This is a genomic window from Roseibium sp. SCP14, assembly GCF_040329475.1.
Lineage (GTDB): Bacteria > Pseudomonadota > Alphaproteobacteria > Rhizobiales > Stappiaceae > Roseibium.
On record NZ_JBDZYH010000001.1, the window covers coordinates 197,352 to 210,314 of the forward strand.

At 55.8% G+C, this 12,963-nt stretch carries 8 protein-coding genes; 2 read left to right on the plus strand and 6 right to left on the minus strand.

Features of this window, described 5'->3' with window-relative positions; translation table 11 throughout:
* Positions 1–137: 137 nt before the first annotated feature.
* The 4 genes from ABLQ08_RS00950 to ABLQ08_RS00965 all read right to left on the minus strand — a co-directional run bounded on the left by ABLQ08_RS00950 (position 138) and on the right by ABLQ08_RS00965 (position 6,871).
* A complete protein-coding gene (locus tag ABLQ08_RS00950; RefSeq protein WP_352938376.1) occupies positions 138–3,248 on the minus strand; it encodes an efflux RND transporter permease subunit in 3,111 nt (1,036 codons plus the stop codon).
* Between the two features lie 30 nt (positions 3,249–3,278).
* Positions 3,279–4,373, minus strand: a complete 1,095-nt coding sequence (locus tag ABLQ08_RS00955; RefSeq protein ID WP_352938378.1) for an efflux RND transporter periplasmic adaptor subunit — start codon at positions 4,371–4,373, stop codon at positions 3,279–3,281.
* A 19-nt stretch (positions 4,374–4,392) separates the two neighbouring features.
* Positions 4,393–4,947: a TetR/AcrR family transcriptional regulator gene (locus ABLQ08_RS00960; protein WP_352938380.1), complete on the minus strand. Its 555-nt coding sequence runs from the start codon at positions 4,945–4,947 to the stop codon at positions 4,393–4,395.
* Between the two features lie 175 nt (positions 4,948–5,122).
* Positions 5,123–6,871, minus strand: a complete 1,749-nt coding sequence (locus tag ABLQ08_RS00965; RefSeq protein ID WP_352938381.1) for an EAL domain-containing protein — start codon at positions 6,869–6,871, stop codon at positions 5,123–5,125.
* A 51-nt stretch (positions 6,872–6,922) separates the two neighbouring features.
* On the opposite strand from ABLQ08_RS00965, the gene ABLQ08_RS00970 reads away from it, so the two are divergent.
* Together ABLQ08_RS00970 and ABLQ08_RS00975 are read left to right on the plus strand one after the other, a co-directional pair.
* Positions 6,923–7,822 (plus strand): sugar kinase, encoded by a 900-nt coding sequence (locus ABLQ08_RS00970; protein WP_352938384.1) that lies wholly within the window; start codon positions 6,923–6,925, stop codon positions 7,820–7,822.
* Positions 7,823–7,908: 86 nt separating this feature from the next.
* A complete protein-coding gene (locus ABLQ08_RS00975; RefSeq protein ID WP_352938387.1) occupies positions 7,909–9,084 on the plus strand; it encodes a hypothetical protein in 1,176 nt (391 codons plus the stop codon).
* A gap of 49 nt (positions 9,085–9,133) precedes the next feature.
* Here the strand turns inward: ABLQ08_RS00975 and ABLQ08_RS00980 are convergent, their stop codons facing one another.
* Both ABLQ08_RS00980 and aspS read right to left on the minus strand, forming a co-directional pair.
* Positions 9,134–10,921, minus strand: a complete 1,788-nt coding sequence (locus tag ABLQ08_RS00980) for an ABC transporter ATP-binding protein (protein WP_352938389.1) — start codon at positions 10,919–10,921, stop codon at positions 9,134–9,136.
* A gap of 120 nt (positions 10,922–11,041) precedes the next feature.
* Entirely contained in the window at positions 11,042–12,823 is a 1,782-nt protein-coding gene (aspS, locus tag ABLQ08_RS00985; RefSeq protein ID WP_352938392.1) for an aspartate--tRNA ligase, read from the minus strand.
* Positions 12,824–12,963 lie beyond the last annotated feature (140 nt).

Sequence of the window (12,963 nt, forward strand, 5' to 3'; positions counted from 1 at the left end):
CGTCTTGCGCGCGCCTCCAGAGCAAGTGTAGCTCACCCGAGGGCGTTGGTGCGCCGCTCAATTCAGAGAAATGACCAAAAGGGTTTCTTAAATTTGAGACGGCGCGTGCGCCGCCTCGATATTTCGAATTGATGCAGTTATTGCGCGGGAACAGGTTCCGCTTCAACAGGCGCTGTCTTACCGGTCTCGGCTTCGCTCTTCTTCGTCGGACGAATTCTGAAGAACAAGGCATAAAGGACCGGAGCTGCGATCAGAGTCAGAACCGTCGCGAAGGCCAGACCGCCCATGATCGTGACCGCCATTCCCCGGAAGAAGGCATCCGACAGAAGTGGTGCCATGCCGAGAATGGTGGTAATTGCCGCCAGCATCACCGGGCGCATACGGGACACGCTGGCTTCGACGATTGCCGCATACTTTTCCTTGCCTTCCCTGATCAGAAGATCGATCTCTTCCAGAAGGACAATCGCGTTCTTGATCAGCATGCCGGAAAGCGAGAGGAAGCCCAGCAATGACATGAAGCCAAACGGCGTATCCGTCGCCAACAGAGCGATGGCGACACCGTTGATCGACATCGGCACCATCAGCCAGATGATCAGCGGTTGACGGATCGAGCCGAACAGCAGGATCGAGATGATCAGCATCACCAGGAAGCCGAGCGGCAGCTGAGCCCCGAGAGATTCCTGGGCATCGTTGGTGCTTTCATATTCGCCGCCCCACTCCAGCCTGTAACCGGGCGGAAGTTCCATGGCTTCGATCTGCGGTCTGACCCGCGCAAGTGCGGCTGTCGCCGTTTCACCTGCGGTCGTTTCGGCCTTCACCGTGAGTGTGCGGACACGATCACGGCGATGGATCAGGGTATCCTGCGGCTCCATTATAAACTCGCGCACGACCTGATCGATCGGGACATACCGTCGTTGGCTGGCGCTCCAGATCAGGGAATCCGAAATACTCTCGTTGACAGAAATTCCATCAGGCCCCGCCTTGCGGGCAACAATCGGAATGCTCTCGTCCACGTCCCGATAAGCACCGACCCGGACGCCTTCGGTTGCAAACTGCAGAGCAAGAGAAAGCTCTTCTCGGGTAACACCCGAGATCCGCGCCCGGTTTTCATCGAAGATCGGACGAACGACCAATTCACGTTGACGCCAGTCCGTATTCACATCGGCAAGCTTGTTTTCCGACAGGGAGAAAATGGCCTGTGCCTCATCTCCCAAACGCTTCAGGACGTTCTCGTTCGGACCTGAGAAGCGCGCTTCGATCTTGGCCCCTCCACCGGGACCAAACACCAGGCGTTTGGTGACAACCTGAGCGGACGGGAAGCGTTCTGAAAACTCTTCACGCAAGTCAAGCGCCAGCATATCGATGTCGTCGCGGCTCTTTGTGCGAATGATCATGTGACCATAGGCCGGGTTTGCGTCTTCCGGAGCATAGGTCAACATGAAGCGCGTCGCTCCACCGCCGGCGAAGCTCGTGACGGTTTCGACACGTTCATCGTTCAGAACGATCTCTTCCATTTCCTTAAGGTCGGCTTCCGTGGAGCGGATGTCCGTGCCCTGCGGCTGCCAATAGTGAACATAGAAGATCGGCGTGTTGCTGTCCGGGAAGAATGCCTGCTTCACATTACCGAAGGCCATAACGCAGGCTACCGTGATGCCAACCAGGGCAGCCACCGTCAGCAGACGGACATGCAGTGTGCCGACCAGAAGCTTCCGGTAGATCGTGTAAAGGATGCCCTTGTAGGGATCGTGATCTTCCAGATTGCCGGTTGCTGTCCGGAAAAAGTACTTGCCGAAGAGCGGTGTGACGGTAATTGCGAAGACCCAGGACAGCAGCAGGGAAATTCCGATCACCGCAAAGAGCGAGAACAGGAATTCACCGGTTGCATCCGGCGACAGACCGATGCCGGAAAAGGCCATGATCCCAATCACAGTCGCTCCCAGCAACGGCCACATCGTCTGCTTGACCACCTTGCTGGCCGCGTCGATGGCCTTCATGCCGCGCTGCATGTTGATCATCATGCCTTCGGCAACCACGATGGCGTTGTCCACCAGCATGCCCATGGCGATGATCAGCGCTCCCAGCGAAATGCGTTCCATTTCAATGGCGAAGATGCGCATGAACAGGACGGTCGCCATCACAGTCAGCAACAGAACCGTGCCGACCACGATCGCAGCGCGCCAGCCCATGAACAGAGCCAGGACACCGATCACGATCACCACCGATGCTGCCAGGTTCAAGATGAAGCCGTTCACCGATTCATCAACGACAACATTCTGTTCGTAGATTGGATGGATTTCCATTCCAACCGGAAGCTGAGCCTCGATTTCGGCCAGTTTTTCAACCACGCGCGCGCCGACATCTACGATATTCGTGCCATCGACCTGGGAAACTCCGATGGTCACGGCGTTGTGGCCGCCATGGCTGATCAGCCGGTTTGGTCTTTCCGGCTCACCGAGTTCGAGTGTCGCTATATCCGACAGTCGGATCATGGCAGTCGATCCCGGCCTGCCAATCACCAGGTCCTGAATACCGCTGTAATCATCGAAGGCCGAAGCTGTCATCAGGCGAATGCGCTTTTGCCCGGAAACACCGGACCCGTTGGTCTGGATGCGGTTCTCCGCATCAAGAACATTGGTGATGTCGGTCATCGAGATACCAAGACCTGCCATCTTGTCCTGATCGACATTGAGATAGATGACGTCTTCAGGCTCGCCAGCCACTTCGACCTTGCCGACGCCGGTCACCGTCAACAGTTCCCGGCGGATGCGCTTGACCGTGTCGCGGATATCCCTGTTTGAGTATCCGTCAGCGGTGAAAGCATAGAAAAGTCCGTACACATCGCCGAAGTCGTCATAGACAAGGGGTGTCCCCACGCCTGCGGGCAGGTTGCGAACCTCGTCGTTCACCTTGCGGCGGAGTTCGTCCCAAACCTGCGGCAACTCACTGCCGTCGTAGGTGGGTTTGATTTCAACGCCGATACGCGAAAGACCGGGCTCCGATACCGACTTGATCAGGTCCAGCTGAGGCATCTGCTGGATCGCGGTCTCGAGTTTTTCGGTGACCTCGTTTTCAACTTCGGCCGCTGTCGCGCCCGGATAAGAGGTGATGACCTGGGCTTCCTTGATGGTAAAAGCCGGGTCTTCCAGCCGGCCGACAGTCGTCAGGCCCCACAACCCTCCCAGAAGCGCCATGACGACGATCATCCAAGTGTTGACCGGTTTCTGAATGGAGTAACGTGCAATATCCACGGGTACTGATCCTTTGTTCTGCTTCCGGGATCAGCGCAGCGGGCGCACGATCTGACCGTCGCTCAGATAAGCGACGCCAGCCGACACGATTTCCTCGCCGGGCTGCAGGCCCTCGCGAACGGGGATGAAGTCCCCCATGATCGTGCCGATCTCCACCGGGTTCTTGGAAACCGCACCGGTCTCCTCGGCAAATTTCCAGACAAAGGCATTGCCATCTCCGTCTACCGCGACGGCACTTGAAGGCACCAACAGCTGTTCGCCAAGTTCCAGACCTTCCGGCTGCAGCTTTATAAAGACCGACGCGGTCATACCGGGATTGAGCTGCTCTGCCCCTTCCCGCGGCATGGCAAGCGTCACGCGATAGGTCTGCGCCACCTCATCCACCTGGCTTGAATGCTCCCGATAGACAAGCGGGAACAGTTTGTCGCCATAGGCCGAAAACGTCGCTTCGACGGATTCGACATCGGATTCCGTAACCCGGCCGAAAAGCGCTTCGGCGACGTTGATGTCGACCTGAACTTCTGAAACGTCGTGTATGCGAACGATGGGTGTGCCTACGCTGACCGTTGTAAAGTTGTCGACCAGGCGAACCGACACGATGCCGTCAAACGGAGCGCGCAAGGTCGTATAGGCAAGATTCTGGCGTGCTTCCTTCGATCTCTCGACGGCAAGGTCATAGACGTTTTTCTGTTCGTCGTAAGCAGACTGGGAGATCACCGAACGGTCGCGAAGGGTTTCCAGCCGGTCCAGCTCACGCTTGGCCTGTTCCACGCTGATGGTCGCTTCGCGCACCGCACGATCATAGTCGGTCGTTTCTAGCTTCGCGATCACGTCACCTTTCTTGACTGGCTGGCTTTCGCGCACGGGCAGTTCAATCAGCTTTCCCGCAACCTGAAAAGAAAGATCGACCGTTTGAACGGCAGCGACCCGACCAGCGAAATGTCTTTCGACAAATCCGATCTGATTGGTGACCGTGAAAATCTTTGCAGGTCTTGGAGCCGCATGCAGCTTTGCTTCTGCCTCGGCGACCGGATCCACCACATTGTCCTGACATGCAGCCAGAAGTCCTGCCGCAAACAGGAAACCCGCCCAGCGGCCTATCGGTGCTTTGCGTCGTGCCAACATTTGGTTTTTCGTCCTAGTTTTAAAGTTCTTCCACGCTGCGGCGGAGTTCCTTGAACGCCGCTGCGAGATCTTCTTCCGTAAATACCGAGGCGCAATGAGCGTCTGAAAAGTGCATACCTTCCAGACTCGACCAGATGACCCACGCTTTGCCGCGCTTGTCCGTTTCCGCCTCTACTGCTTTTTTCAACGCCGTCGTGACATCCTTGAACGGCTCGCTCAGGTCAGGCTTGTCAGCCTTGGTTGCCAGCATGGCGCGCGCCACGTCCTGCCGCTCCCGCAACCATTTTTCTGTCACGTCAATCATGGCACTTAGGGTCGGGCATTTCGAAGCCAAGTGCTCGGCTCTCGCCGTTTCGACCTCGCCATGAAACTGTTTGGCGAGGTATTCCACCATTCCCGTGATGAGCGCGTCTTTTGTCGAGAAATTGTAAAGCACGCCGCCCTTTGAAAATCCGCTTTCTTCCGCGACTGCATCGATCGTCAATGCAGGAGCTCCCGAACGCCTGATGACTTCGAGTGCCGACTTCAAAATCTCTGATTTGGAATCCTGCGCGTTTCTTGAAGAACGAGCCATGCTTTTTATACCGTCCAGTCAGTACAGTTGCCGGGTTAGATATACCGTCCAGCCGGTACAGACAAGGGGTCAGGTGCATCGTAGCCATGCATTGAATGCAAGACACTGCAGCCTTCAAACTACATTCAGGCGAAATTATTACGCAGTAACAGAGAGTTACCTGAAGGATACGAAATCAGGCTGCCGCGTCGGCCATTGCGGCTTCGGAAGCGGCTTGTTCGGCGGCAGCAGCTTCAGCTGCCAGGCGCGCACGCTCCCTGGCCTCTTCTTCCGTGCGCTCGGCAAATTCGATGAATTCATCTGCGGGCATTGGCTTTGCGAAATAATAGCCCTGTGCAGCTGTCACACCCAACTCGAGCAACCGTTCGATCTGTTCTTCCTGCTCGACACCTTCGGCAATGATGCCCATGCCCAGGTTGTCCGCCAGTTCCACCATAGAATCGACAATGGTAGTGGAGCTGTCATCGGAGCTTATGGAGTCGATGAACATCTTGTCGATCTTGATGATATCGACCCCAAGCTTCTGCAGATACGCCATGCCGCCGTGACCTGTACCCACGTCGTCAAGCGCGACACGAACGCCGAGCGCCTGAAGTTCTGCAATGATCTTGCGGGCAAGTTCCATATCCTCCAGCGGGTGACGTTCCGTCACCTCCACGACGATCTGCTGGAACGAGATATCGGACTTCTCGAAAATCGACTTGATGTCGGCAATAACCTCACGATCCAGGAAGTGACCGGCGAAGAGGTTGATGGACAATTTCAGATCCGGGTTTTCGCCATAGAGCTCGCCGACTTCTTCAGAAGAGACTTTCATCATGTGGCGGGTCATATCGAAGATATGGCCGTTGTTTTCGGCATAAGCCATGAACTGGCCCGGCGACACGATCATGCCGTTTGGACGTCGCCAGCGCATCAACACCTCACAGCCACGCAGACGTTGGCTCTCGATATCCATGACCGGCTGATAGAACGGAATGAATTCACCATTGCGAATCGCAGCAACGAACTCATCGTTGGCTTCGCTTTCCGGCCGCCAGGACAGCCAGACACCAATCGCAACAAAAAGTACCGCGATCCCAGCGCAAGCAGCAGTCGCAACAACTTTCAGGTCCTGCACCGCGTGCTTTGCAGCTGAAATGGGTGCAGTCACCTTTGCGACCAACGGATACAATTCGGAACTGACTTCAGCCGTCAGCATTTCCTCGGGATCGGATCCTTCGGAATTGTAGCCGCCCACATTGTACCAAAGCAGGTTATTACCGAGTCGAAGTTCCGTTCTGCGATATGATCGCAAATATTCCGGCCCCGGATCCAGCGCGATCACCGCCGGCGTCACTTCAGCGAACAATCTGGTCTGATCCTTCAGATCCCAGCTGATAACAGCAGCGCGTGCCCCGAGGAAGTCACGATCAAGCATGCCGATGCCAACCAGCGGACCGTCCTGGCGCACAGGAGGCAAAATTATTTTTCCGGCAAGCTCCCGATCGGGAATAATGCACATGCGCTGTCCCGACGCGTCGGCCAGACCGATTGCATCAACCATGCCGTGTTCGACAATCTGCTGCTCAAATATGACGCGATCTTCCGCACTGCAGGTCTGAACATCGTCACGGTCCAGACGCTGCAAGAGAGATACGGTCGTGCTGATCGCTTCTTCCGCACGGCGGATGGATACCTGCCCCATCGCTTCCATCTCGACGACAGCGCGGCGCTCGGCATACTGATTCAAGATGATATTGATTGCGAACAAAGGAGTGATCGCCAGGACAAGGGCAATCAAAACCGTCTTCACAAAACCAATATACCGGAAGGACAAAACGCAGACCTGTTCGTGAATAACCTCTTCCTGAAAATGGAGGATCTGGGTAAACAAGGACTGAATATTCAGGCGTTTCATCCAGATCAAAGCTGGGACCAGCATCCGCGTGTTTATCTGCGGACAAAATGCAAGAACCGATTGATGGAGGTTTACATGCAGGCATTGTTTATCGGTCAGGCCTATATCGACGTCACTTTTCTGACTGACCGCCTGCCGACCGGTGACGAGAAGGCAATTGCCAAGGATTATGCCATCAGCTTTGGCGGCAATGCCGTCACTGCAGCTTTTTGTTGTGCGAAGCTAGGCGGCAAGCCGGAACTGTTGTGCTCGCAGGCCGACGACTGGCTGGCCCGTATGTTCCTTGATATGGCCTCAGCTTATGGCATTTCAATTCATGGCAGAAAGGTTCACGAATCGTCGCTTTCCTTCATCATGCCGAAGGGAGGCAAGCGTGCGATCGTCCGCTGCCGTGACAATGACTTCCTGCATCCCTTCCCACCGCTCACACTCACGGGCATGAGGGCATTGCATCTTGACGGGCACATGCCCGATGCCGCGCTTTACTACGCGCAAACCTGCAAAAACCTTGGGGTACTGACCTCTCTGGACGGTGGTGCGGTCCGAGAGAACACGGACGAGTTGCTGCAACATATCGACATTGCCGTCGTCTCAGAACGGTTCTGCGAACAGCTTGGCAAGTCGACCGGCGACACGCTGGAATATCTGCGTTCAAAGGACTGCCCGGTCGGCGCAGTCACCCTGGGGGACCAGGGGATGGTCTGGTACGAAGCAGGCGGGCCGGACAAGATCTTGCCGGCATTGGATGTTCCGCTTGAAAAGGTCGTGGATTCCAACGGCGCGGGTGACGTGTTCCATGGTGCCTATATCGCTTCCTACCTGCGTTGGCCGGAAAACAGCTGGGACCAGCATTTTAGATTTGCCCGCGGCGCATCAACCCACGCCATTCAACATCTGGGCAATGAAGCAAGTCTGCCAACGCTGGAAGATGTCGAAAACGCGACCTTAACCTTCCAGGAAAAAGCAGCGGCATAAAGCCTTTACCAACTCACCGGCTTTCGCCTTGCCTCTCACTGGAACATGAAGCAGAGTGGGCGCGACTTTCCATGATGGAGTTTTAAATGATGTTTTCCCGCGCCCCGGGGTTTGCGGCAGGCCTGACAGCAGCCGTGAGCCTGATTGCCCTTCAAACCAGCCCCGCTCTTGCGTTTGACCCGTCCGGAAACGAGATCGCGGACGCGTTTCTGACACTGCTCGATTCGGAAGAAGGCACAGTTGAAAGTTATGGATCAGTCGACGCTTCAGGAAATACGGTGACGATCAGTGATCTTCTCATCACCAACGAAGACGAGAAAGATGCCAAGGTCACCATCGCTTCAACTGTGCTGACGGGGGGCGACATTCAGGCCAATGGCCGGCTGAAGCTGGAAAACCTGACCTTGGAAAAACTCGAGCTTGCTGCCGAGGACGGCGGCATGACCCTGGAAACCGTCAGCGTCTCGGCACTCGTACTGCCCTCGGCTGACGAGGCGAAGTCCAAGGATACACCCATTGGACCCGGATACGAGTCGTTCGAGGCAAGCTCCATCCAAATCCGGGATGAAGACGGCAAGGTTGCCGATATCGAAAAAGTATCTTCGTCCATCGACTCCATGGACGGTGACTTGCCGACATCAGGTCAGTTTTCCATTACTGGCGCAATGATCGATGTGAAGCAGATTGAAGCTGAAGAGGCCAGATCCCTCACGGATCTGGGCTACGAAACGCTGTCTATTGACGTTTCAGGGTCGGGCAAATGGGACCCTGATGCTGCGACGGTCGAGGTTCCCGGACTTAACATCAATGCCAAGGACGCAGCCAGTCTGACAATTTCCTTCTCCCTCGGTGGGGTGACTCGAGATGTCGTCACCGGGTTGAACGAAGCGTCGGACAATTCCGAAGAAACAATGGCGCTTTTGCAGAACATCACGATTGCAAACGCCAAAGTCCGTCTAGATGACGAATCCCTGACAGGACGCATTCTTGATCAGGAAGCTCAAAAGGCCGGTGTTGAGGTGCCTGTCTATGTTTCACAACTCACTGGTGCATTGCCTGTCATGCTCGGTGTGTTGCAGAACAAGGAACTGGAAGCACAAGTGAACGAAGCCGTTACCGAGTTTCTGACCACACCCGGCTCACTGGAAATCGCGGCGAGCCCTGCAGCACCGGTTCCAGTCGCGCAGATCATGGGAACGGTGATGTTTGCCCCCCAAATGATCCCGCAGATACTGTCCGTCGGCATTACCGCAAATCAATAGTCGACGGTATTCCAAATAATGAAGCCCGGAAATTTTCCGGGCTTTTTGTTTATTCAGCGGCTTGGTTGCGTTTCTGAAACTGCAGCTCGCAGAGCCTCCTGTAGGTACCATCGTGCTCAAACAGCTCATCATGCGTACCGTTTTCGATAACACGGCCCTGGTCCATGACGTAGATCTGATCAGCATGACGCACAGTACTCAGCCTATGGGCAATCACCAGTGTGGTTCGGCCAGCCATCAGCGTTTCAAGCGCCGTCTGGATCTTTGCTTCCGATTCGGCGTCCAGAGCGGAAGTTGCTTCGTCCAGAAGCAATATCGGTGCATCGCGCAACATGGCCCGGGCAATTGAAATGCGTTGTCGCTGACCACCTGAAAGGTTGTTCCCGCCTTCACCGGCTCTGGTGTCATATCCTTCAGGTAGTTGCATTATGAAGTCATGGGCATTCGCAGACTTTGCCGCGGCCTCGATTTCCTCTTGCGAAGCGTCCGGCTTACCAACCGAGATGTTGTCCCTGATGCTGATATTGAACAGGAAAGCATCCTGACCGACATAGGCAATGTTCTCCCGCAAGGACGCTAGCTTGCAGGAAGGAATCGCGTGTCCCTCGATCAGGACCTCCCCGCTTTCGGGATCGTAAAAACGCTCGATCAGTGAAAACACCGTCGATTTGCCTGCCCCGGAAGCACCGACAAGTGCAGTCATCTTTCCAGGTTGCGCGACAAAACTCGTACCGTTGAGCGCTGCGCTTTCCCCGTAGGAAAAGACAACGTCGCGAAACTCGACTTTTCCTTCTTTCACTTTCAGGTCAATGGCGTCTTCAGCGTCCTGCATCGCAGGTTCGCGATCAACCAGTTCGTACATGAGGCGAAGGCCGATAATCTGCTTGCCAAGATTCACATTCAGTCGCGCGAGGCGACGAGCCGGATCATATGCCAGCAGCAGAGCGGTGATAAAGGAAAACAGTGCTCCCGGGTCCTGTCCGAGCTCGATTACGGAGTATCCTCCGTAGAAGATGACCATCGCAATAGCGAACCCGCCAAGCGTATCCATCAATGGAGACGTACGAGCGGTCAATGAAGCAATCTTGTTCGACTGCTTCTGCACTTCCCGGACTCCGACATCCATGCGCTTGCGCATAGTCGGTTCCATGCCAAAGGCCTTGACAATGCGTACGCCCAGAACGGTTTCCTGCATGGTCGAACCGATCTTTGCGCTCGAGACGACCTGCCGCTTGACATACTGTTTCACACGACGCACCAAAAAGGCGACACCGATTACGGCGGGCGGCATGATGACAAAGGCGAACACGCTCAAGAGTGGGTTCTGGTAAACCATCACGAACACAAGCCCGATCAACGTCAGCACATCGCGGCCGAGCGTCAGGATGATAAGTTCAAGCGTGGTTTTCGTTGCACCGACACCCTGACCGACACGAACGTTGATTTCCGCCAATGACATCTTGTCAAAGTAGGTCTGATCCTGTCGTATGAGATGGTCAAACATCCGCCTGCGCAGATCGGCGACGATCTCATTACCAACGCGCGACAGAACGATCATCTGGCCATAGGTCGATGCACCTTTCAGGGTAAAGATTACCAGAACCGCAAGCCCGATCAGGTACACCATTGTCGAGTCTTTGTTTACAAAGACTTCATTGACCACATCGCGCATGATCCAGGCGCTGGCAGCCGTTGTCGCGGCGATCATCGCCATGAAGACGAATGCCAGCAGATATTTCGGAATGTACTTCCGGAAGTTTTCGCTAAACAAGCGCTTGATCAGTTGAACCGTGCTGTTCGGATCAGACCAGGCCTTGGACTTGAACGGATTTCGCACGAAGCGTCACCTTTCTGACGGTTTTACAACCCGACACGAATGAGGCCAGCAAAGCCGGCCTCACGCCCCTTTCAGGAGAGGGGTACTCCTATTTGATAGCGTCCTGCAAGAGCGTCTTTCTCATGCCTCAGGCAGATTCAACCGCAAGTGCAGATCGCGCAGTTGGGCCGCCGTCGGCTCGTTCGGGGCACCCATCATCAGATCTTCCGCTTTCTGGTTCATCGGGAAGAGCATGACTTCGCGGATATTCGCCTCGTCGGCAAGCAACATCACCATGCGGTCGATACCGGCTGCACAGCCGCCGTGCGGGGGAGCGCCATACTGGAAAGCGTTGACCATGCCGCCGAAGCGCTTGTCGACCTCTTCTGCCGGATAACCGGCAATTTCAAAGGCCTTGTACATGATTTCCGGCTTGTGGTTACGGATAGCACCCGACACAAGCTCATGACCGTTACAGGCCAGGTCGTATTGCCAGCCCTTGACGTCAAGCGGATCACCCTCCAACGCTTCCATGCCACCTTGAGGCATGGAGAACGGGTTGTGCTCGAAATCGATCTCACCGGTTTCCTCGTCCCGCTCGTAGATCGGGAAGTCGACGATCCAGGCGAATTCGAACCGGTCCTTGTCCGCGTGACCCAGTTCTTCACCGATGATGACGCGCGCTTTTGCCGCGACCGGCTCAAACTGCTTCGGTTTGCCGCCAAGGAAGAAGGCGGCATCGCCGACTTCCAGACCCAGCTGAACACGGATCGCCTCGGTACGCTCAGGACCGATGTTCTTCGCAAGCGGGCCGGCAGCTTCCATGGAACCGTCTTCGCCCTTGCGCCAGAAGATGTAACCCATACCCGGCAGACCTTCGCCCTGCGCGAATTTGTTCATGCGGTCACAGAACTTGCGGCTGCCACCCTTTGGCGCCGGAATGGCACGAATCTGTGTGCCTGGCTGCTCCAGAAGGTTTGCAAAGATCGCAAATCCCGAACCTGCAAAATGCTCGGAGACGATCTGCATTTTGATCGGGTTTCTGAGGTCCGGCTTGTCGGTGCCGTACCACAGCGCTGCATCCTTATAGGAGATCTGCGGCCAGTCGCGGTTGACCGGACGACCGTTTCCGAACTTCTCGAAACAGCCGGCAATGACCGGTTCGATCGTGTCGAAGACATCCTGCTGAGTGACGAAGGACATCTCCATGTCGAGCTGGTAGAAGTCCGTCGGAGAACGGTCGGCACGCGGATCTTCGTCGCGGAAACACGGCGCGATCTGGAAGTACTTGTCGAAGCCGGAAACCATCAGGAGCTGCTTGAACTGCTGAGGCGCCTGCGGCAAGGCGTAGAACCTGCCCGGATGCAAGCGGGAGGGCACCAGGAAGTCGCGGGCCCCTTCCGGCGACGATGCCGTGATGATCGGGGTCTGAAACTCGTTAAAGCCGATTTCCCACATACGGTCACGCAGATCGCGCACGACGTTCGAGCGCAGAATCATGTTCTGGTGCAGCTTCTCGCGGCGCAGATCCAGGAATCGGTACTTCAGCCGAACCTCTTCAGGATACTCCAGGTCACCAAAGACCGGCAGCGGCAGCTCCTGGGCAGAACCCAGAACTTCCATTTCGCGGATGAATATTTCGATTTCACCGGTCGGCAATTCCGGATTGATGGTTTCGTCCGTCCGCTTCTTCACGTTGCCGTCGATGCGGATGCACCATTCGGACCGTACGGTTTCGGCAAGACCAAATGCAGCGGAATCCGGATCGACCACGCACTGCGTAACGCCATAGTGGTCGCGCAGATCGATGAACAGCACCCCGCCATGATCTCGGACCCGATGGACCCAGCCGGAAAGACGGATGGTCTGGCCTTCGTCGGACAGACGGAGATCACCGCATGTATGGCTACGGTAGGGATGCATTCTCGTTCCTCGACAATTCTGGAATTCCATAGAAAATCGTTACGGCCCACCGAAGGCAGGCCGTGTGGGGCTGCACAAGCCACGTTGCGGGACGAAAGTCAAGGGATAGGCTTGCCCGATGCTTGCTGATCCCCGCGAGA

What these genes read in the sequence shown, in the direction of transcription:
- ABLQ08_RS00970 (WP_352938384.1), top strand. Translation starts at nt 6,923, where the DNA reads ATGCAGGCATTGTTTATCGGTCAGGCCTATATCGACGTCACTTTTCTG.
- ABLQ08_RS00955 (WP_352938378.1), bottom strand. Translation starts at nt 4,373, where the DNA reads ATGTTGGCACGACGCAAAGCACCGATAGGCCGCTGGGCGGGTTTCCTG.
- ABLQ08_RS00965 (WP_352938381.1), bottom strand. Translation starts at nt 6,871, where the DNA reads ATGCTGGTCCCAGCTTTGATCTGGATGAAACGCCTGAATATTCAGTCC.
- aspS (WP_352938392.1), bottom strand. Translation starts at nt 12,823, where the DNA reads ATGCATCCCTACCGTAGCCATACATGCGGTGATCTCCGTCTGTCCGAC.
- ABLQ08_RS00960 (WP_352938380.1), bottom strand. Translation starts at nt 4,947, where the DNA reads ATGGCTCGTTCTTCAAGAAACGCGCAGGATTCCAAATCAGAGATTTTG.
- ABLQ08_RS00975 (WP_352938387.1), top strand. Translation starts at nt 7,909, where the DNA reads ATGATGTTTTCCCGCGCCCCGGGGTTTGCGGCAGGCCTGACAGCAGCC.